The sequence below is a fragment of the Shewanella pneumatophori genome, from assembly GCF_023283895.1.
Classification (GTDB): domain Bacteria; phylum Pseudomonadota; class Gammaproteobacteria; order Enterobacterales; family Shewanellaceae; genus Shewanella; species Shewanella pneumatophori.
This window is the reverse complement of sequence record NZ_JAKILB010000003.1, coordinates 330,186-351,944: the sequence shown is the minus strand read 5'-3', so window position 1 is coordinate 351,944 and position 21,759 is coordinate 330,186. Positions and strand designations below refer to the sequence as shown.

The following is a 21,759-nucleotide window of genomic DNA, read 5'->3' as shown; positions in this document are numbered from 1 at the left end:
TCTATGTTGAAGCGTATTCAAAGCAAAACTTTTAAGTGTTTATCTGTCCTTTCAGTAGCATGCTCAAGCCTAGCAACTGCAGCGCCTTGGGTTGATACTTCTGATATTTACCTAAGAGCGGATATCCAAGCGTTAGCAGATGCTGGGGTTATCACGGTACCGGTAAATACTTACCCTTTAATGTGGTCAGGTATTGGCGCTGATTTAGCAAAAGCAGAGCCATCACAGCTAAGTCCAGCTTTGATTGAAGCCTTTTCACGTGTGAACTATTACTACCGTAATGCGGTCGATAATCGCGGTAATGTTAGCGTCAAACTCGCAGCTGGTAGTGATGCCGCACGTTTTCAACACTTTGGTTCTGATTACCGCGAACAAGGTGAAGCTAGTGCATCGTATGAATACTTAGGTGAGCGCTTTGCCTATAAAGTTTCAGCATCGGCCAATTACGACCCTGAAGATGATGAAGAGTTTCGTTTTGATGACTCTTATCTAGCAATGGCGCTAGGTAATTGGATGTTCACTTTTGGCGCTATTGAGCAATGGTGGGGGCCAAGCTTTGACTCATCACTGCATAAATCGAATAACGCGCGACCTATGCCATCATTAATGCTTAGCCGTAATAACGCTGCAGCCTTTGAAACGCCTTGGTTATCTTGGCTCGGTCCGTGGACGTTTACCGCAGGGGTAAGCATGTTTGAAGAGGAGCGTTATGCTCCCAATGCGCTTTTGTGGAACTTTCGCGGCTCAATTCGTCCGTTTGAACAATTAGAAATGGGCGTATCTTGGACCACGCAGTTTTGTGGTGATGGCCAAGAATGTAGTTGGGATAGCGCAATCAAGTCGATTACTGGACAAAAAGATTGCCGTGCAGACAATTCAGATGAAGTGGGCTGTACTAACTACGGTAATCAGATAGCTGGTTACGATATTCGTTTTAGCGACACTTGGTACGATGTACCGTTCGGTGTGTACTACCAAAGAACCTGTGAAGATTCTAATGGCTCTGCACCTTGGGATATCGCAGATTGCGGCAAGTTATTTGGTGCCGACACGCGTTTCAACTTAGAAGGTCAGCAATATAAGTTGTTCCTCGAATATACAGATACCATGGTATTTTGTGGCGAAGACGAAAACGCGTTCAACTGCTTCTACGAGCACTCAACTTATAGAAGCGGTTCACGTTACTATGGTCGTGCATTAGGTAGCACCTATGACAGCGATGCTAATGTGTATGTATTAGGTTTAATTGGCCAGTTCGCCAATAGCAAAGGTTTTACCTCACTGCTGCGTTATGCGCAGTTGAACAAAGATGGTAAGAGTCCTACTCATGGCTGGGCACCGCAACCTCTAAAAGAGGACTTGTTGATGCTAGAGCTTAGCTACCGGATGCCGATTTGGTACGGCATGATGAGCGTTGGTGGCAGCGTATCTCAGTCGGAGTTTGAGGTACAAGACAATGATACCAATGCTACGGTATTTGGCACGTACGAATATAAGTTTTAACTCGCTTTAACTATAAAAAAGCCAACGTTAATACGTTGGCTTTTTTGCTGCTACTGATTGCTATAAAGACTCAAGCAGCTTAGGCATTTAAACAATAATTGCGGATTGGCTATGCAGCGTTTTGGCAAAATATTATTAATTATTACCGTGGTGTCGCTGGCTATCTACGCGTTCAAACAGGGTATCTTTAGCTCATTTACTGATACCAATTGGCTGGCAGATTACTTAGCTGAACAAGGTAATAAAGGCTTGCTGGTGCTGTTTTTAGTCGGCGCTGCGTATACCAGTGTTGGTGGACCAAGGCAGTTTATGGCATTTGCCTTTGGTTTTGCGCTCGGCGGTATCAAAGGCGCGCTAATCGGTAGCTTATCGGCACTACTAGGCTGTGTAATCACCTTTTATTTTGCCCGATTTGTGTTTAGAGATAGCTTAAAAAAACGCTTTCAATCTAAGCTCACGAGTCTAGAAAACTTGATTGTGCATCGTACGATTTTAAAGATGATTATGATCCGCATCTTGCCACTAAGCAGTAACTTTTTGACTAATCTGGCAGCGGGTTCAACTCATATTAGTGCTTGGCGCTTTTTCATTGGCAGTGGTATTGGCTTTATTCCGCAAATGATGGTGTTTAGCTTTGCGGGAGCAGGGCTGGGGCTATCGGATAATACTAGTTTGCTGATTAGCGGCGGGTTATTTGTCTGCGCCTCAATCATCGCATTTTACCTATACAAAACCCGCTTAAGAGAGCAGATCAGCGAGATCATTGAAGAAAAGTAATCTCGCTTACTCAGTGTTGTTGATATGTGCTGGCTAGTTATTTTTGCTGGCACAAACTACAGAAAACCGTTGCCCGCTGGCCAAGTTTGATTTCACTAAGCAGGTGGCCACATTGAGTACAAGTTTCACCGCCGCGACCATATACATGCAGCTTCTGCGCAAAATAACCAGGCTTACCATCTGCATTGGTAAAATCTTTTAAGGTGGTGCCGCCTTGCTTGATTGCACCAGCAAGGATCTGCTTCACTTCAGCTACTAACACCTCAATTCGCTCAGCATCGACTTTACCCGCTTCTGCTTGTGGGTGAATACCAGCGGCAAACAATGCTTCATTAGCGTAAATATTGCCTACGCCAACCACAATATGATTGTCCATCAAGCATAGCTTGATGGCCTTTTTCTTATTGGCCAAGCTCTCTAATAGGTAAGGGGCATTAAACGCGTCAGTCAGCGGCTCAGGGCCTAATTTGGCTAATAATGGATGGGCTTGTTCCGGCAGTTCACACCATAGCCAAGCGCCAAAGCGTCTTGGGTCGTTGTAGCGCAGCGCTTTACCGCTAGCGAGCACTAAATCGATATGGTCGTGTTTTTCAACCGGGGTGGAAGCCGGCAAAATCCGTAAGCTGCCAGACATGCCCAAATGCACGATAGTGGTGCCAGCATCGGTGTCGATTAATAGGTACTTAGCACGGCGACGTACATTGCGTATGGTTTGGCCAACAATCTGCTTGGCGATATCGGGTACCGGCCAGCGCAGTGACGGGTTACGCACAATTAAGTCGGTGACTTGGTTATCAATAAGGAAAGGCGATACACCTTGGCGAGTTACTTCAACTTCGGGGAGTTCCGGCATTTATTCTCTCTCTTTTTCTTATTGCGTGTTTAGCATAATGTGTCGCACCAGCTGCCCATAACAGCGATGTTCTAGAGTAACGAATACGCTTTTATTTGGGTATTAGTTTACTTGGGCTCGAATAATTGGCTTGAGTGCTTCGCGTAGGCTAGGTGGCACTTGATACCAGTTGCCTGCTGGGGATTTTAATAAGCCTTGTTGTTGAAACAGCACCCATAGCTGCGCATCATCGAGATCATCCACTTGGATCACCAGTTCAATTGCTTCTTCGGCGGTTTCAGGTTTTTCAGTGAGTGCTGAAATATGCACTTGTTGCCAAGCGTTAGCCCATTCTAAGCAGTTGAGCACTTCGCTGCTGCAACGCCAACCGGATTGGCGTTTCTGTAACCAGAACTCGCCGTATTGCAGTTGTGATAATGGCGCGGCTTTATCAAATAGAGCTTGGGTTTGCAGTGGTATTTGTTGACTGTTTTTTTCAATTACAGTCAACACGGAGATCATCAGTACTGATGCCATGATTATGATGCTGTTCCACTTTTTGCGGGAGAGTGCCATTGTTTGGGTAATTGTTATGTGGATGGTTGTTTTATAAGTGTATCTTCAAGTTGGTTTAACCACAAATGGTTGGTTTCAAGCTACCGCTTGGGGTGGTGGGTTAGACGTTGTCTAACAATTAGTTCTAATCAGGCTACGCCTGACTTTAGGCAATCAAGCTGCGCTTGACCTTTAAGTTAGACTTCGTCTAACAATTAAAGTCGTGGGATTCCATCCCACACCCGGCCAAGAGGGGATCAACAGCAATCCCCTCTTGGATCACCCCTGCCGCCCCCGACGAAGTTGTTGATCCTCATACTCCAATAAAAATCGCCTAACGGCTCAGATGGGACATCCATGTCCCGCTGAGCCTGAACCATCATCCATGATGGTTCCACAGCATTTTCATTTCCGTATTTCGGCAACTTCGATGGGGAAATTGGTGTTTTCTGTAACCTTTGAGTCGTTGTTGGTCTTGCTGTGTCTTTGTTTTGTCTTTTTCTTTTAATAGGTCTAACGCAGAAGTTGAAAGGTTGTGCTTTTCAAACCCAGTGTAGATGCGGCTGAGGCCGTCGAAAACATGGATGTTTTCGTTGAGCGGTCAAGGATGACGACAAGCGAGCCTCAGAAGTATCTGCACATACGCCTGCCGCAGGCAATTAGTTGCACAAGATGTTAGCAGCGAGAAGCTAGTGTATGAGAGGTATCAATTTTGATAGCTAAGCTGCTTTCATTGCTTTTTTTAATACACTTTAATTTGAATGAAATTTCATGGGTCATTTAATATAAATATTTAAAACAATGGTTTATATTCGGTGGGATGGGCTAATCAATATTAATTGATATAGCTAGAGCTAGAGCAGTATGAATAGTAAACGTATCCAAACTGCAATTTACTAGATTGTGATATATTTTTTAGGTATGGATGAGTATGAAAGTAAATTTTGAGTATTTAAGAAAATTGCTTGAACAATTTGAAGTGATAGATAAGCCTTTCCCTCTTATCACGCAGCTCGAAAGTGATGACTTTCCAATAAATAGTGAATTTGCTTTTCACATGGGATTACTCTTAGATCAGAATTTCATTCAATATTTGACTAGAACCGGTAGCTCACCATTTGAACCTGATTTGGATGATGCAGATGCTATTTCATGGTTTGATTGTCATGTTAGGCTAACATCGCAGGGTTATGACTTTTTATCAGCTTTAAAACAAAAAGATATTTGGAATGCTTTAAAGGGAGATTTTAAAGAAAACTCTATTGAAACTGTATGGAAAGTTGCGCAGGGTTCTCTAACTAAACTGGCAACTGTGCAGCTTCAAAAATTAATCGACTCTAGTTCATTGAAGTAAAATATATCACTATGATATTAAGCGTTATGTCATATCTAAATTTGCTTAAAGAGTAAAAACAAAACCCGACATTTGCGTCGGGTTTTATGTATGTAGTACAAGCTAACAGTCAAACTCTGTGGCTGCAGAAGCCACCGTAGCAAACTAAGCGACAAATAACTGTTCAAGCGCCAGTTAACTCAACCGCCTGTTGCATTCATAGAGCGTAATATCTGCGTTTCCCCATTTGGGTTAAAATGGTGCTCTATAGGGTTGTGTTGAATACACATATCTAATTAAGTACCCAATTTATATCCTGACATAATGTATTGATGTACATAATTTATATTTGAAAATCTGATGGATTTCAGCCTTTTTATGGGGCATTATTTTGCCACCGTTAACGAGTTTAACTCATTGTTTTAAGACGATAGGAAATCAAAATGAAACTTAGAATTAAGAATGTACTGATTTTAGCTGCAACTCTTAGTGTTTTATCTGGTTGTGGGGATAAGACTTCAGGGATGGCATGTCTTGGTACTAACAATGATTCGTTAGTTGAGGGAATGCAGGATATTTGTAAAGCAGGTGACGCAGTGGCAACTAAGCATCCGGCCTATTTTTGCGATTTTAATTATGCAATTGCTTATAACGATTATAACTCAGCAATGTGCATTTATAACGGCGCTCAAAAAAAGGAAAGAGCTAGTAAAAATTAAACTGTAACGAGTTTAGTATGTAGCTACTCATTAACTATTTATATAAAACCCGACTGTTACGTCGGGTTTTGTGTATGTAGCACAAGCTAACAGTCAACTACTGTGGTAACAGAAACCACCGCAACAAGCCAAGCGAAAAGAAACTGTTCAAGCAACAGTTAACCACCCGTTGCGTTCATAAACCGCAAGATCTGTGTTTCCCCATTTGGGTCAAAATGATGTTCTTTAGGCTTGTGTTGAATACCTTCAAGAATCGCTGTCTTGAGCTTTTCAATGTTGCCGGGGAATTCACGCACTATCGCTTTCAAGTCTACTGAGTTTTCATTGCCTAAACACAATAACAACCTGCCCTCTACCGTGACACGGACGCGGTTGCATTCGTGGCAGAAGTTGTTGCTGTGGGGCGAGATAAAGCCAACGTGAATATCGCTGCCCGGCATGGTGAAGTAACGCGCTGGGCCGCCTGTGCGTCTATCTGATACGGTTAGTGGGTAACGCTCACTGATAATGTCTTGGATCTCTTTGCTGCTGCAATGACGGCTGCGTTTGCGCTCATCAATCACGCCTAATGGCATCTCTTCGATAAAGGCGATGTCTAGGTCGCGGTCGCGGCAAAATTCGATGAGATCTAATACTTCATCGTCGTTTTGCCCACGCAGAATTACCGCGTTGATCTTAATCTTCTTAAATCCTGCGGCAATGGCGGCGTCGATGCCGGCGATGACGCGGTCGACTTTACCGTTGCGGGTTAAGCTGGTGAACAGGTCTGGTTTTAGGGTGTCGAGACTAATGTTAAGGCGGTTTAAGCCTGAGTCGTGCATCTCTGCAGCAAAACGGGTTAAACGCGATCCGTTGGTGGTCATCGACAACTCTTCAAGACCCGGCAGCTTACCTAGTAGTTTGACCAATTGATCACAGTCGGTGCGCACTAAGGGTTCGCCACCGGTTAGGCGGATTTTCTTTACGCCTAACTCGGTAAAGGCTTGTGCGACCCAAGCTAACTCTTCAAGGCTAAGCACATGGTCTTTGCCTAAAAAGCATGGGTCTTCTGTCATGCAATACACGCAGCGAAAATCGCAGCGGTCAGTGACTGAAAGGCGCAGGTACTCTACCGTGCGACCAAAAGTGTCAACGATCAAACTCATACTAGCTACCTACATGACCTCTATAGAAGGTCGGCAAAAGGTTGAATATAAACTGTGTCACCTGGATTTAACTGATCATCTTTTTCGCTTATCACGATGAGACAGTTTCCTTTTACCATTGAGCTAAGCATCCCTGAGCCCTGAGCACCTGTTGTAGTTACATGTAACTTGCCGTCTGCCGCTAGGTGGTACACGCCGCGAGTAAACTCTGTGCGGCCTGTGCGGCTACGTAGTGGTTTGTCGGTAATCGCTGGCACCATGGTGTGGCTCCAGTTTTGCTCGCCGGCAAGCTTACGAATGGCTGGCTGAACAAACTGCAGGAACGACACCATCACTGCTACTGGGTTACCCGGTAAACCGAAGAATAAGCTATCGTCGATTTGACCAAAGGCTAGTGGGCGACCCGGACGCATGTTGATACGCCAGAAGTTAATTTGGCCCACTTGCTCAAGCACGGTTTTGATGTAGTCGGCGTCGCCAACTGATACGCCGCCCGAACTGATGACGATGTCAGCCTGTGCTGCGCCATCTTTTAACGCTTGTGCTAGTGCCGCTTCTGAGTCTTGAATAATGCCTAAGTCGATGACTTCACAACCTAGCTTTTTTGCCATTGATTTAATGGTGTAGCGGTTTGAGTCAAAAATGCAGTTGGCTTTTAGTGGCTCGCCTGGTTGGCAAACTTCATCGCCAGTTGAAAACACGGCAATTTTAGGGCGCTTAAATACTGGTAGCTCGCCAAAACCAAGTGAGGCTAATAAACCTTGCTCGGCAGCGTGTAAGCGTGAATGTGCTGCAAGTGCGGTTGCGCCTTGGGCAATGTCTTCACCGGCTAAGCGGATATGCTGACCAAGGCTTAGCTCACCTTCAAAGCGCACTGCGCCGTCTTGCTCGTTGGCAAGCTCGCGTAGTTGAATGGTATCTGCGCCTGCTGGCACTGGTGCGCCAGTCATAATGCGTACAGCTTCACCGGCTTGCAGGGTGCCGTTGTAAGCGTGGCCTGCCATGACTTCACCAACCATCTTGTATGATGCATCGGCGCTGTCGCTTAGCTTAAATGCGTAACCGTCCATCGCTGAATTGGTGTGCTGCGGCACATCTACAGGTGAAATTGCATCGCTGGCTAATACGCGGTTTTCTAATTCGTCCAGATCAACCACTTCGGTAGCTGTAACTGGTTTAACGTAAGATAAAATCTTATCAATACCTTGGCGTACAGACAGCGTTGTACTGGTATCTAATTCACAGCCACAAGTCGGCGCCATTGGTAGATCAACAGGGCAAGGCTGCCATGTGGCAATGTACTCGCCCACGTAATCAGCAATTTGCTCAATGTTGTTAATGTCTAAACGGCGCAGTTCGCTCGGTAATTCTGTGTCATCACAGCAGGCTATGGCTTGAATGTTGTCATCGTGAGTGTGGATGAAAGGTTTGCCATGAGCGGCGCGGTGCAGTTCAATCTTTGGTAGTTCGAGCTTTTTAAAGCCTTCAACGAGAACGATATCAACCTTGTCGGCTTCAATCTGTTTGAGCAAATGCGGTAATTCTGGGTCGCCGTCTTTGGCGTCTTCGGTCATTAATGCCCAGCGAACATGTGAGGCTACTAGCATCTGTTTGGCGCCAGCTTTGCGCATTTCATAGCTGTCTTTGCCGGGAATATCGACGTCGAAATTATGATGAGCATGCTTGATGACTGCGAGTCGCACACCGCGGCGATTAAGCTCAGGGATTAATTGCTTTAATAATGTGGTCTTGCCTGTGCCGCTGTAGGCGCAGAATCCGAGAACAGGAATAGGTAACGGATTAGTAAAAGGTATGCTCATTTACACCTCTAGTGATGTTCTTCATTAGCTATGGCATCGCCTAGCTGCTGTTTTTGTTCTGGTGTGTTTACGTTTACAAACGCATTGGGCTGATCAGAAAACTCAGCAACAACATAGTGGTGTTTGGCATACCAAAAGTCGATTTTGCGTTCGCCGGCATCTAAAAATGCTTTCATTGATTCACGTAAACTCGGCTTTAGCAACATGACTACTGGTTGCTCGCGCTTGCCGTCACTTGCTACTGCAAGCTCGGCATCTTCAGCCGTTAATTTTGCTAGCATTCTAGCGACTAAATCAGTTGGTAACAGTGGGCAATCGCAAGGAACGACTAATAAATATTCCGCATCAGTCTCGCTCATTGCGGTAATCATACCTGCCAATGGGCCTAAATAGCCGCTATCTTGATCACTGAACACTTTAAAACCGAACTCAGAATAACGGTTTTGGTTACGATTTGCGTTGATCAGGATCTCCTTAACTTGAGGTTTTATCCTGTCAATCGCATGTTTAATCATCGGCTGATCTCTCAGCTCAACTAAACCTTTATCGTTACCGCCCATGCGTCTGGCCATACCGCCTGCCAAGATTACCGCATCAACTTGTGCTGCCATCACTGTTACCCTATTGTTTATTACTGTTTTTTACTAAAAATGAATTAGGTATTAGCCAACCGATACGTTCAATGTAGCTGAAATTTGACTACTCGTATCATCTGTTTGCGTATATTCGCTCACATAATCGGTGGTTACGGTTTTATTATTAACCAGCCAAGCATGATCGCATACTTGGGTTAACAAACAAGTCTGATGGCTACTTATTAGCATACCTGTGCCTTGTTGTTTTAAGTCGACGATCATTTGTAGCACCAAATGCTGCGAGTGCTTATCCATATTAGAGGTCGGCTCATCTAGCATTAATAGTTTAGGCTGAATAATCCAAGCTCTAGCAATGGCTAAACGCTGTTTCTCACCACCAGATAAGCTTGATGCCGCTTGGGTGAGCAAGTGACGCAGCTGCGCTTTATCAATTGCTTGCTCAGTACGTTGGCTTAGCTGCTCTTTATCTGCGGTTAAAAATCGCAATGGGTAAGTGAGGTTATACATCACGCTGCCTTCAAACAGGTAGGGATGCTGGTGTAAATACAGGGCTTTACCTGTAATAGAGTTACTGCGCCACCAAGGAGCGATGGCAAAGCCTTCGGCGTATATCGTCCCTTTGGTAGGTTGATTAAAGCCTGCAAGTAGCTTCATCAACGTGGTTTTACCGCAGCCGTTATCACCTTGTAGGTGAATCACTTTGTTTTGTTCAAATACCAGTTTATCGGCGCTAAAAAGGTGTTTATCTTCAAAGCGCATCTCGATATTTTTGGCAATGATTTTTGCTGTGTTAGTGGCCATTGTTGTTAATGACTCCTTGGCTCGGCTTTGCCTCTAAGCGTACCTAAAGCAAAGTTCAAAATGAGCGCCAATACGAGTAACACTAAGCCAAGCGCGATGGCTTGAGCAAAATCACCTTTACTGGTTTCTAGTGCAATCGCAGTGGGAATATTACGGGTCACACCTGCAATGTTACCGCCGACCATCATCGAGCAACCAATTTCAGTCAAAATACGACTAAAGGCAGCTACAATCGCTAATAATAGCGGCACTTTCAGCTCTCTACATACCGCCCAAATAGCACTCATAGCGGGTGCGCCTAAGGTGCGAGAGGTTTCCCAAGCGCGGCGGTCTACACTAGTAAATGCAGCTTGGCTCATCGCAACTAGTACAGGTGCACAAATTAGCATTTGGCCAAGAATCATACCTTGTTGGGTGAATAGCCACTTTAAATCCCCTAAAGGCCCCATACGGGTAAGTAGCAAATAGACCAACAGGCCGATTACAACGGTGGGAATAGATTGCAGTGTTTGGATAAGGTTGGTGACTAACCAGCGGCCGGGAAAACGCGTAAAGGCCAAGAGAAAGCCCAATACCATAGATGGCAACAGCGTGATCGCTAATGCCGCAAATGATACTGCAAAAGAAACGGAAATAATGGACCACACTTCGGGGTCCAATGAAAACAGCAGGCTTAATGCCTGCTGTATAAGGGCTAACCAGCCTTCATTCATTCGCTATATGTTGCCTTGAACAATTGTTCTCCCTGAACTTTGTAATTATTGATCATGCCTTGCGCTTCAGCGCTGATCAGCCAGTCACTTAGTGCTTTAGCACCTTTGTGATTTAGCGTTGGGTACTTGCTATCGCTGATTAGGATGATTTGGTACGGGTTAGCTAGAGCTGGGCCGCCATCGAAATCAACTGCTAGGTCTATTTTACCTGAATAAGCAACGAAAGTACCACGGTCAGATAGTGTATAAGCCTCTAATTCACTAGCCATTAATAGCGTTTTGCCCATACCTTGACCAACTGCTGTGTAGCCTTTGAAGTCTGGAGTAATATTAGCGTTTTTCCATACAAGTAGTTCTTTCATGTTGGTGCCTGAGTTGTCACCACGAGAAATGAAAGGCACACCTGATTTAGCGATTTTAGCAAACGCTTCTTCAGCTGTTTTGCTTGAGCGGATTTTAGCTGGGTCGTTCTTAGGACCAAGAACAACGAAATCGTTTTCCATAATGCCACGTGGTAGACGGCCGTAACCTTCTTCAACGAATTTAGCTTCAGCACCTGGAGCGTGAGTCATTACAACATCAACATCGCCTTGACGTGCAAGTTTTAGCGCCTTACCTGTACCAGTAGCAATTACTTGAACTTTGTAGCCAGACTCTGCTTCAAACTTAGGTAGAAGGTTCTTTAGTAGGCCTGAGTTTTCAGTACTGGTAGTGGTAGCAAGCTTAATCACTTCAGTAGCTTGCACTGGCATGCCAACAAACAGTGCTGCGGTAACCGCAAGACCAATAGCGCGTTTAAGGTTTAACATTTTAGCTCCTATGGAAAATAAAATAGACCTCTCGATACCTGAGGGTCTGAACAAAATTGAATACCCCCGTTAAAAGCAAGTTTGATGCCAGACTGTAATCGGATTCGTTCAGTTCACACTAGTGTTTTATGCTGTGATCTAGATCGCATTGATGACATAAAAAGCACAGACATTATGTCCCAAGGTCGCGATTATATGGTTCATAGTGACCTATTTAGACTAGTTCAATGTTAGACTTATTACATAATGAGTCAAAATGTCCCTCAAACGACAAGCTGGGACAGAGAATGAATAATATGAAGCCACTTCCTTCTGCTGTATCTGTATTGATTGTTGATGATGAACCGGGCATGCGTAGCTTTTTGAAAAAAGCCTTAGCTAAAAAGTTTGCTCTCGTTGAAACCGCCTCAAGCGTTGAGGATGCTGAGCAACTGCGCTCGCGTTGTCATTTTGACCTGCTAATTGTTGATATCCGCTTGCCTGGCCGTTCAGGTATTGAATGGCATGAAGCACTAAACGATCAAGAAAGACGCTCTGACATCATCTTTATGACTGGCTATGCCGATATGGATGTGGCGATTAAGGCGCTGCGCGCTGGTGCTTCAGACTTCATAATGAAACCATTCCACCTTGAGCAGATGATGAAGGCAGTTGACCGCTGTATCGAGCGTCGTTTGCTTAAGCGCGAAAACTTAATGTTGCGCCGTGAAGTGTCATTCAATCAATCATCGACCATTATTGGTCAAAGTGATGCCATGACTGAGGTAAAACATGTTATTGAACGTGTTGCGCCAACTAATGCAGTGGTATTGATTGAGGGTGAGTCAGGCACTGGTAAAGAACTGGTTGCACGCCAGCTACATATTTTAAGTGGCCGCCAAGGCCCATTTGTACCGGTTAACTGTGGCGCAATTGCACCTGAGCTTTTAGAAAGCGAACTCTTTGGCCACTCGGCTGGCTCATTTACCGGTGCTAAAGGTAATCGTGAGGGACTATTTAGCTTTGCCTCAGGTGGTACTATCTTCCTTGATGAAATCGGTGAAATGCCGCTGAAGATGCAAACTGCATTACTGCGAGTACTTGAGCAGCGCACTATTCGTCCTGTGGGTAGTGAAAAAGAGATCAATATTGATGTACGGGTACTTGCTGCAACTAACCGTAAGTTGTCGGAAGAAGTTGAGGCCGGAAACTTTAGACGCGATCTTTTCTATCGTTTAAATGTGCTCGATATTGTTATTCCGCCACTACGGGAACGTCCTGAAGATATTGTTGAGTTAACGCATCACTTTACCTGCCAGCTAGCGGCTGAATTGGGGGTAAAAGAAGTGGTGTGGAGCCATGAAGATCTACTCAAACTGCAACAACACGAGTGGCCTGGTAATATCCGCGAATTACGTAATATGATCGAGCGTTGTATCTTGCTAGGCAAGCCGCCAGCAGAGTATTGGAAAGTACAACCGAAAGCAGAAATGGCGGTCGAGTCCGGTTATCCATTACAATGGGCGCTTAAAGATGTTGAACGTGACCATGTAACCCGAGTGGTTGATATGCACGGCGGTAATAAATCTGCTGCTGCCCGCGACCTAGGTGTGTCACGTAAGACGCTCGATCGTAAATATAAAGAGTGGTTCGGTGGTGAAGCCGAGTAAGACTAATAGCAGAGCATGCATTTTTCGGCTCAGTGTTAGTTAACTGGTGTTATTAACATCACTCTAAGGGGAGTTTAGGTGTCGTTTTTTTCCAATATGTTTGGTGTGAGTTGGCAGCAAATGCAAGCTAAGGTGCGCTATCGCATCTTGATTTTAACCTTGTTGCCGATCTTGCTAACCCTAGTTAGCTTGGTGTTTATTACCATCTATTGGAATATTAGTTACACTGGCAAACAGCTGTTTATGAAGGTCAAAGCCGATTTGACTGTAGCAAACAGCACCTTGATAACGGTACAAGATAATCAAGAAAACCAACTGCAATTGGTTATGGAATCTTGGCCGTTTCAAAATGATTTTAGGCAGATGGGCCGTGACTCGATTGAGCAGCGTGCTAATTTGCAGCTGGTATTAGAGCAGGCGAAGAAAGATCTTAATTTGGACTTTTTACGTCTGATCAGTGTATCAGAGGCGGCGGCAGATCCGGATCTTAGGCAGATGCTACCGCATATTGAAGGTGTAGAGCCTTTCTCAGGCTTAATGGTTCTAGATTCAAGCCGATTGGCACGGATTGATCCCGTGCTGGCCGAGCGTGCACAAATCAGTGTGATCAAAACCCAACGCGCCCATGAACCGATTAAAGGCCAAGAGAAGCGTGGCCTGTTGAGCCGCAGTTTATTACCTGTGGTAGGTAAAAATGGCAATGTGGCTTGGTACCTCGACGGCGGCATAATGCTTAACCGTGATACCCGCATTGTCGACCATATTCGCGACTTAGTTTACGACAAAGGCACCTTGCCTGAACGCTCAATCGGCACAGTAACTATCTTCCTTGATAATATCCGTATTAGTACTAACGTACCTTTGCACTTTTTCCCGAAAGGTGATGACCAAAAGGGACGTGCTTTGGGCAGTTTAGTGTCGTCTGAGGTACGTGAAAAAGTGCTTAACCAAGGGCTACTATGGGTTGACCGAGCCTTTGTATTTAACGACTGGTTTATCTCGGCTTACTCTCCGCTTGAAGATATTAATGGTAAGCGTATCGGTATGATCTATACCGGATTTTCCGAATCGCCGTTTATCCATAATTACCTGTTAAACATTATTGAGTTAGGTACCATTTTAATGCTGGTACTACTGGTGTCTGGTTGGCTAGTTTATCGCGGCGCTTACAGCTTATTGCAACCGATTGAGCGTATTCACCATGTGGTCAAAGCGGTGCAATCTGGGCGTAACTTGCGTATTGGTTCATTAGGTCTTGATAGTGATAATGAGTTGTCTAATCTTGCTGAGCAGTTTGACCGCATGTTGGACTTATTGCAGCGTCGAAATAGTCAGATTCAGGCGGCAGCGGAGCAACTAGAGGTCAAGGTTGAAGAGCGTACTCGTAGCCTGCAAGAGAAAACAGAAGAGCTACAAGCTAACGTCGCACTACTTAACGAAACGCGTCAGCAGTTGGTGATTAACGAAAAGCTCACAGCACTCGGTGAGCTTACCGCGGGTATTGCCCATGAGATCAATAACCCAACAGCAGTGATCTTAGGCAATATGGAGCTGCTTAAGTATGAGCTTGGTGACAGGGCTGCCGATGTTGAAGAAGAAATTGAGCTAGTTATTCAACAAGTTGGCCGTATTAGCACGATTATTCGTAGCCTGCTGCAATACAGCCGCCCAGGTGAGTTTAATGCGCCGCTTGAAATGCATCAGATCACGCCGATTATCGAAGAGATGCTGGTGCTGGTGCGTCATTCGATTCAAAAACAGCAAGTGGTGCTCAACCAAGAACTTAATGCTAGCTATCCAATTCAAGTTAACCGTCCGCAGTTATTGCAGGTACTGATTAACTTAGTGGTAAACGCTGCTCACGCGATGGATGGCAAAGGCCAGATCTGGATCCGCACTTATGATTGGGTGCAACGCGGCGATCCTGTAGGGGTTAAAATTGAGGTTGAAGATGAAGGTAAGGGGATCCCTGAAGAGGAACTTAACCGCATTTTCGATCCTTTCTATACCACGCGTAAAGACGGTACTGGCTTAGGTTTATCACTCAGCTACGGCATTATTAAGCGTATTGGCGGCACCATTGAGGTGAGCTCTACAGTGGGTAAAGGCAGCTTGTTTACTATTGGCCTGTATCATAAAGCGATAGAGGAGCAAGTTAACACGCCTTATGAAGGTCTGCAGTTTAATGGTCAGCACCTTGATAAACCTAAAGACTAACAATGAACAGGCTAAGCTTACTAAGTTGTTAGATTGATTAGCTAGATAGTTAGACGGGTAGCCAAGTAGCTACCCGTTGTTGTTTTTAGCGGGTGACTAATCTCGCTTATGCAACTTATCCTCGCAGCAGCTTATTCCTAACTTGCTGCTTAACATTCCACTGTTTGCCTCTTATTATTCCGCTGCAAGCTACTGCTTTGCCGATAATATTTTATTGATTTAATTAGGATTAATAAATGCTAGGCAAAAAAATAGCCGGGATAAAATCCCGGCCACAAAGAGTGTGTGAGCAATGTCGTGCTTAATAAAACTCTAACTTTAAGGAGATGAGATGCCTTTAAGTAACTACGAGTTCTGGAACGCATGTAAATAATAATCATTATCATTTGATTGTGCAAGTATAATGCACTAAAAATTAATCTAAATTATGTAAATATGATTTAGTTGTTATTAATTAGTGAGTTATGAGGTTCTGCTTTACTTGTAAGCTCTGATATTTGCAATTGGCTGAAATTAAGCCAAAAAAAAGCCGGGAAAGAATCCCGGCCACTTAAGAGTGTGTGAGCAATGTCGTGCTAATACCCCTGACCGCAAAGATGGTCAAAGGCATAAAGAACTCTATGCAGGTAAAGATGATGAGAACTTTATCCGTAATTCCGAGTTCTGGAACGCGAGTTAACAATAATCATTCTCATTTAGCTTTGCAAGTGTTATCTACACTTTTGTCACATTCTATTAAGTTTTTTTACTTTGATGGGGGGGAACCAGCAGACATTAAAGCGAGCAGTTATATCAATCAGTATAAGAATTTGATCAACTCAGAACGATTTTTGGCAAACTAATTCAAGACGAATAGCTGCAATAATGGTTATTCCCTTATAAAGCTATTCAACGCAGAAGTAGGCAGCCAAAAACGTTCCAGAATGGCGAGTTTTAGCGATTCTGATGTTGTGTTAACGAGCTCGAATGTAGAACAACTATGCTCTTCACTCGTTGCCTTGCCTCAAAACCGCTAAACTCTCGCTGAGTGACTAAATGTTTATACTGATTGGTATTAAACATGCTTTTGTAAATGCAGCTTGTTCTGGCTGTGGTTTTGAGCGTCGCTAACCATAGCGGTGATCTGGTATTGGCTGCTAATAAGCATATTTAGCATTGCAGGGAAGCAGTTGCGAGTTTTAACGTCTATACGCTGATAACCTTGCTCTTTTGCCCACTTTTCTTGGTATTCAAGTAAGCTCTTTGCTAGGCCAAGACCACGGAAATCCGGTGCTACACCACCTAACCAGCTATAGAACACGTTATCTTCAGTTTGGTAACCAAGCTTAAAGCCTGCGATCTCGCTTTCAACCTTAGCGATAAGCAATAACGCTGGGCCTGCAAGTAAACGCTGGCTGATCTCTTGGCTAGCATAGCCGTTTTCAAATTCAGGGATAACGCTGTAAACAGTTTGGATAAGCTCAAGCACTGCTGGCGTAAACTCAGTTACAGCTTCAATTTCGATGGTGTACATGTATCACTCTCAATAACTTCGCCAGTTCACCTTGCTGATACAGCCAAACCATTGGCTGAAAGGTGAACGAATTGGCGAAATTATAACAGGTCTGTCCAGTTGTTGTTAAGCGCTAACTATTATCAGACGGCGCTTTTGTGAGCAGAATCCTGTAAGATCTTATCTTGTAAGAACTTTAGTAACAGACCATAAGCAGGCAAGAATAAGCCTAAACTGACGATCAGTTTAAATCCGTAATCCACCGCGGCGATTTCAGGCCAGTGTACTGCCATAAACTCATCAGTAGAGGCGTAGAAAGCTAGGCCAAAGAACACGATAGTATCGATTAGGTTGCCGACTATTGTTGACGCTGATGGTGCCACCCACCAAGATTTAGTCTCTCTTAGCTTGGCAAACACAAAAATATCCATCAACTGGCCGACAAGGTAGGCGGCAAAACTGGCGAATGCAATTCTAAATACAAAGCTATTAAATTCCAGCAGCGCTTCAGCACCTTGGAAACTACCTTGGTGGAAAATAACGCCCATTAAATAGGAGATCACTAACGCTGGCAGCATGGCTAGAAAGATGATTTTTCTCGCGGCTTGTTGGCCAAATATACGTACAGTGAGATCGGTAGCTAGATAAACAAATGGAAAGCTAAATGCGCCCCAAGTGGTATGGAAGCCGAATATTAAAAATGGAAGTTGTACTAGGTAGTTGCTGGCACAAATAATAGCAATATGAAAGCTGGCTAATAGCAGCAATGCACGGCGAAGCTGTGCAGGGGATAACATCAACATCTTGTGGCCTTTTTAGTTAAATCGGGCGGGGTTAGGGAACCCGCAATAACGTCTAGCGCTATAATTTTACAATTTTGGTTAATAAACAGTGGTTGTCCCCAAGCTTGGGGGCGGCAAATTATAGAGCAGTTTTTTAATTGAGCAAGGATAAATTGTGGCGACTTATGCTGTTAAGCCACCACAGGTGCTAAAGACTTAGGTTAATCTTTTGATTTAGTTATTTATAGCTCGGTTAGAATCGACAAAATAGTTCTGAGTTTGTTTTCAAGCTCAGTCCACTCTTTGTCAGCCTCTGAGCCTGCAACAATACCTGCGCCGGCATAGAGGTTAATACGCCCAGGTTCAATTAAGGCGCTGCGGATAGCCACTGCAAATTCACTTTCGTACTTATTGAAGTAACCGCAAGCGCCAGCGTACCAGCCGCGCACATAGCCTTCTTGTTGACGAATAAAGTTCATTGCCGACTCTTTTGGCAAGCCGCCTACCGCTGGAGTTGGATGCAGCGCTTGGATCAGCTGAAAGTCATTCACCCCTGGCTTTAACTCGGCGCGGATTGAGCGATGTAAATGCTGGATATGGCTGAGTTTAAACACGGTCGGTGTTTCTTCGGCGCCAACATAATTACTAAGTGGGTTGAGCACATTAACTATGTGTTGGCGTACTAGTTGGTTCTCGTGACTATTTTTGGTGTCATCTAATAGTTCTTGAGCAAGAGCTTTATCTTCTTCTTGATTAAGCCCACGCACAGTGGTGCCAGCTAACGCTTCGGTAAACAATTCGCGTTGACGGCGACGGTATAAGCGCTCTGGCGTACAAGAAATAAAGGCACTTGCTGGACTAAATTGAAAACCAAACTGAAAGCTAGTTGGATTGCGGCCTTGCCAGCAAGCAAGAAGTGTCCATGGATCGACTTCTTCATTGATCTCAAGCTGAGTCACCCGTGAAAGCACCACTTTTGGTGTGTCTTCAATAAATTTTGGATGAGTCACCCGATTAACTAACTCGTCCCAGCGGTAGCGATCTGGTCGGTCACTGCGGCCCATTAATGCCACCTTGTTTGGAGGAGTTAATGGCTTAGGGGCGTCGAGTACTTGCAGTGACTGCAAAGCATTGTCGATTTCAGTGCTGAACTCATTCTCGCTAAAGTTTAGGTTTACTAGTAGTTTGAACTCATTACCGCTGCGGCGCAGTTCTACTCTAGGTAGCACAAAGTGTGCTTTACCAAAGTCTTGCCAGCTTTCATTGCGACGATCGAATGCTACGCCACCATAGTAACGAATATCTTGATTACTGGTCAGTGAACGTTGTTTTTGGTACTCAAGCGATAGTGCTATGTCGTCAACATCATCACCAAAGAAGAAGTCTTTGCAGCAGCCAATAGCGGCTACCTCTTCTTCGGTATCACGACCTTTCCAATACACTCTTGGATAAGTAGTTTGTGCGGCTAACCAAGCAATAACCGGGATAGGTGCAACCGCCACAGACAGCTGGACTATTGGATCACTGTTAGGTTGAAGCGTAAATGATTTGATTTTGTCGGTTAAGGACTTAATAGCTTGAGGCAGCATGGGGATGGTCAATAAGTACTCCAAACAAATATCATTAGGGTTTGCTTAGAGGAGCGACCTCTAGCTAGGATAAACCCATCGCACTTTGGTAATAAGAATCTTTACCACAAAGTAATAGCCATAACATACAGTGTCAAGTTGATCACTCTACCTATGTGAGCTCTCCCTGAGTAAATCACAACATGGCTTTGTTGTTGGCTATTGTCGCCTATGGTACTTCTGTCGTTAGGTTTATTTTTTCTGTGTCATCAAAGCTTAGCTTGCTTTTAAAGGGTGTGATTTAGATGTCCCGTTTTGTCCTTTAGTTGTGCGCGGTGGGTCAAATTGACCTTTGTTGCTGTTGGTGGCCTTTCCTATTATCCAAATTAGTCGATCTAGGTTTGTTTTATGGTTTTATTTGCTTGAGCGATAACCCGTGCTCTTTAAAAATAGCGCGAAATAAGTCGTTAGGATGATGAAACTAGATGAAAAAACAACAAAAAGTGCTGAGAGTGTCTAGCTTAGCGCTAGCTATGAGCTTGGCTTATCAAGTTCAGGCTGATGAAATTGAAAGAGACCCAATTCTTGATGTAACCGACGTTATTGTAGTGCACGGTGAGCGCGCTTCGGTAACTGAAGCGGCGACGACCCATTGGAGCGTAGACGCGGAAGAAATTAAGGCTTCTGGTGCACAAAGCTTAGATCAAGTGCTGGAAAACGTACCTGGCATTTATGTGCGCGTAGGTGGTGACTCTACTCCTCGCGTGGATATCCGCGGCCTAAAAACACGCCATATTACTTTCTTAATTAACGGTGTGCCAGCAAGCAGCACTGAAGACGGTCAGTTTGACCCAAGTGTTATCCCTACAAACCAAATTGCACGTGTTGACGTTTCAGTTGGTCCTACTTCTGTGCTTTACGGACCAGGCGGTAGTGCGGGCGTAATTAACATCATTACTAAACAAGGTGATGCATCACCTTCGTTGTCGGGTAAAGTTGAATCGGCACCTGACAATACCTTAAATGCTGATATCAGTGCAGCAGGCTCGGGTGATAACTGGCAAGGTATTATGAGTGTGACTCATCAAGAGACTGATGGCACGCCAATGCCTGATGATTTTGAAGATACTCGCAATCAAGTTGGTGACATTCGTTTTAACTCTGACAGAAAGTTAACCAACTATTACGCCCAAGGCAGTTACTTCATCAACGATTCAACTAAGTTAATGGCTAACTACACTCAGCGCGATGGCGTGTGGGGTAAATCGCCGACTGTTGACCGTAAGAAAACACCTTCAAGAGTTGAAGATTTTAATGAGCAAAGCATGCAGCTTGGCGCGGCTCATGAAATCAGCGAAAAATATGTTGTTCGTGGTTTTGTTTACTACAACCAAACCGATATGGTGGAAAACTTCTATAACCATAGACTGAACAACCTAAATAGCATTGTTGAAAGTTCTTCTAAAGTTAGTGGTACCAATATTCAATTCATTAGTGAATTTGATTATGGCGCGGTATTAACTACGTCAGCCATTGTTGAAAAACAAGATTGGTCATCGCATACCACTTCATTACGTAGCCTAGTAAGAGGCAATGGTAGCGGTGGTGGTACTGGCGGCGGTCAAGGCGGCTCTGGCGATATCGATGAAAGTTTGATGGTCTATACCGGTGCTGCTGAATACCAATTTCAAGATGACGGTACTTATGGCTACAGCATAGGTGCTGCGGTACATAATTACGATCTTGATGTTAATAGCGAAACAGACTTCTCAGCTCAAGCATCGGCATTTTATCAAGTTACAGACTCAAGCCGAATTCATACCGGTTTAGCTCGTAAAGTTCGCTACCCATCAATTAGCGATCTATACGCGCCTAACAGCGGTAACGTAAATCTAAAAGCAGAAATTGCTAACCAGTTCGAACTAGGCCTACAGCAATCTCTACCTTTCGACACTCAATTAGATATCAGCAGCTATATTACTGATGCTAATGATTACATCGCTAAAGATGATAACAACCAAGAGCAAAACATTGGTGATTATCGCTTTATGGGTGTTGATTTGCAGATGACGAATCGTTATTTCGACAGCCTAGGATTAACGTTTGCCTATAGCTACATCGATACCGAAGACCGTGCTACCAATGAGCGTCTGCAGTACCGTCCTGCGCACAACTTGCGTCTGCAAGCCAGCTATGACCTCTCGTTTGGTTTAACGACACGTTTAAATGCTGAACGCGTAATTGATCAAGTGAATGGGAAAGGTGTTGAGTTAGATAATTACACCTTAGTAGATCTTAGTGTGAGCCAGAAGATTTGGCAGGACAACTTAGAGTTATACGTTCGCGCTACAAACCTATTTGATGAGCTTTATTATCAAAGCGACTTTATGCCACAAGCTGGCCGTCAGGTGTTTGTTGGTATTAACTGGCAGCTTTAGGGCTTTCGGG

18 protein-coding genes are annotated in these 21,759 nt (G+C 44.4%); 7 read left to right on the top strand and 11 right to left on the bottom strand.

Going from position 1 to position 21,759, the window contains the following annotated elements; translation table 11 throughout:
- Positions 1 to 3: 3 nt before the first annotated feature.
- Complete coding sequence (locus L2740_RS06885) at positions 4 to 1,503, top strand: capsule assembly Wzi family protein (RefSeq protein WP_248949352.1); 1,500 nt, start codon at positions 4 to 6, stop codon at positions 1,501 to 1,503.
- 111 nt (positions 1,504 to 1,614) lie between these two features.
- A complete protein-coding gene (locus tag L2740_RS06880) occupies positions 1,615 to 2,280 on the top strand; it encodes a TVP38/TMEM64 family protein (RefSeq protein ID WP_248949351.1) in 666 nt (221 codons plus the stop codon).
- A 37-nt stretch (positions 2,281 to 2,317) separates the two neighbouring features.
- Here L2740_RS06880 and mutM read toward each other — a convergent pair whose 3' ends face one another.
- Both mutM and L2740_RS06870 read right to left on the bottom strand, forming a co-directional pair.
- A complete protein-coding gene (gene mutM / locus L2740_RS06875) occupies positions 2,318 to 3,133 on the bottom strand; it encodes a bifunctional DNA-formamidopyrimidine glycosylase/DNA-(apurinic or apyrimidinic site) lyase (RefSeq protein ID WP_248949350.1) in 816 nt (271 codons plus the stop codon).
- Positions 3,134 to 3,235: 102 nt separating this feature from the next.
- Positions 3,236 to 3,688, bottom strand: coding sequence for a hypothetical protein (locus L2740_RS06870; protein ID WP_248949349.1), 453 nt, complete (start codon positions 3,686 to 3,688; stop codon positions 3,236 to 3,238).
- 910 nt (positions 3,689 to 4,598) lie between these two features.
- On the opposite strand from L2740_RS06870, the gene L2740_RS06865 reads away from it, so the two are divergent.
- Both L2740_RS06865 and L2740_RS06860 read left to right on the top strand, forming a co-directional pair.
- Positions 4,599 to 5,021 carry a DUF2513 domain-containing protein gene (locus L2740_RS06865; protein ID WP_248949348.1) on the top strand — a complete coding sequence of 141 codons (423 nt, stop codon included), beginning with the start codon at positions 4,599 to 4,601 and terminating at the stop codon, positions 5,019 to 5,021.
- 422 nt (positions 5,022 to 5,443) lie between these two features.
- Complete coding sequence (locus L2740_RS06860) at positions 5,444 to 5,719, top strand: hypothetical protein (RefSeq protein ID WP_248949347.1); 276 nt, start codon at positions 5,444 to 5,446, stop codon at positions 5,717 to 5,719.
- Positions 5,720 to 5,877: 158 nt separating this feature from the next.
- Here L2740_RS06860 and moaA read toward each other — a convergent pair whose 3' ends face one another.
- Genes moaA through L2740_RS06830 form a run of 6 tightly spaced genes read right to left on the bottom strand, consistent with a single transcriptional unit; the run spans position 5,878 to position 11,603 of the window.
- Positions 5,878 to 6,864, bottom strand: coding sequence for a GTP 3',8-cyclase MoaA (gene moaA / locus L2740_RS06855; protein WP_248949346.1), 987 nt, complete (start codon positions 6,862 to 6,864; stop codon positions 5,878 to 5,880).
- Positions 6,865 to 6,884: 20 nt separating this feature from the next.
- Positions 6,885 to 8,684, bottom strand: coding sequence for a bifunctional molybdopterin-guanine dinucleotide biosynthesis adaptor protein MobB/molybdopterin molybdotransferase MoeA (locus tag L2740_RS06850; RefSeq protein ID WP_248949345.1), 1,800 nt, complete (start codon positions 8,682 to 8,684; stop codon positions 6,885 to 6,887).
- Positions 8,685 to 8,692: 8 nt separating this feature from the next.
- On the bottom strand, positions 8,693 to 9,295 hold the full coding sequence (gene mobA / locus L2740_RS06845) for a molybdenum cofactor guanylyltransferase MobA (RefSeq protein ID WP_248470374.1): 603 nt from the start codon (positions 9,293 to 9,295) through the stop codon (positions 8,693 to 8,695).
- 51 nt (positions 9,296 to 9,346) lie between these two features.
- Complete coding sequence (locus tag L2740_RS06840; protein ID WP_248949344.1) at positions 9,347 to 10,081, bottom strand: ABC transporter ATP-binding protein; 735 nt, start codon at positions 10,079 to 10,081, stop codon at positions 9,347 to 9,349.
- Between the two features lie 5 nt (positions 10,082 to 10,086).
- Entirely contained in the window at positions 10,087 to 10,794 is a 708-nt protein-coding gene (locus L2740_RS06835) for an ABC transporter permease (protein ID WP_248949343.1), read from the bottom strand.
- The gene (locus L2740_RS06830; protein ID WP_248949342.1) at positions 10,791 to 11,603 is read right to left on the bottom strand and encodes an ABC transporter substrate-binding protein; all 813 of its coding nucleotides are present in this window, start codon (positions 11,601 to 11,603) and stop codon (positions 10,791 to 10,793) included. The genes L2740_RS06835 and L2740_RS06830 overlap by 4 nt, the downstream gene beginning before the upstream one ends.
- 227 nt (positions 11,604 to 11,830) lie before the next feature.
- On the opposite strand from L2740_RS06830, the gene L2740_RS06825 reads away from it, so the two are divergent.
- Both L2740_RS06825 and L2740_RS06820 read left to right on the top strand, forming a co-directional pair.
- Positions 11,831 to 13,252, top strand: coding sequence for a sigma-54-dependent transcriptional regulator (locus tag L2740_RS06825; RefSeq protein WP_248949341.1), 1,422 nt, complete (start codon positions 11,831 to 11,833; stop codon positions 13,250 to 13,252).
- 78 nt (positions 13,253 to 13,330) lie between these two features.
- Positions 13,331 to 15,469 carry a sensor histidine kinase gene (locus L2740_RS06820; RefSeq protein WP_248949340.1) on the top strand — a complete coding sequence of 713 codons (2,139 nt, stop codon included), beginning with the start codon at positions 13,331 to 13,333 and terminating at the stop codon, positions 15,467 to 15,469.
- 1,054 nt (positions 15,470 to 16,523) lie between these two features.
- On the opposite strand, the gene L2740_RS06815 is transcribed toward L2740_RS06820, so the two are convergent.
- The 3 genes from L2740_RS06815 to L2740_RS06805 form a co-directional block, all read right to left on the bottom strand.
- Complete coding sequence (locus tag L2740_RS06815; protein ID WP_248949339.1) at positions 16,524 to 16,982, bottom strand: GNAT family N-acetyltransferase; 459 nt, start codon at positions 16,980 to 16,982, stop codon at positions 16,524 to 16,526.
- A 122-nt stretch (positions 16,983 to 17,104) separates the two neighbouring features.
- Positions 17,105 to 17,764 (bottom strand): 7-cyano-7-deazaguanine/7-aminomethyl-7-deazaguanine transporter, encoded by a 660-nt coding sequence (locus tag L2740_RS06810; protein ID WP_248949338.1) that lies wholly within the window; start codon positions 17,762 to 17,764, stop codon positions 17,105 to 17,107.
- Between the two features lie 221 nt (positions 17,765 to 17,985).
- The gene (locus L2740_RS06805; protein WP_248949396.1) at positions 17,986 to 19,332 is read right to left on the bottom strand and encodes an isochorismate synthase; all 1,347 of its coding nucleotides are present in this window, start codon (positions 19,330 to 19,332) and stop codon (positions 17,986 to 17,988) included.
- A 464-nt stretch (positions 19,333 to 19,796) separates the two neighbouring features.
- On the opposite strand from L2740_RS06805, the gene L2740_RS06800 reads away from it, so the two are divergent.
- Positions 19,797 to 21,749: a TonB-dependent receptor plug domain-containing protein gene (locus L2740_RS06800; protein WP_248949337.1), complete on the top strand. Its 1,953-nt coding sequence runs from the start codon at positions 19,797 to 19,799 to the stop codon at positions 21,747 to 21,749.
- The last annotated feature ends 10 nt before the right edge of the window (positions 21,750 to 21,759 follow it).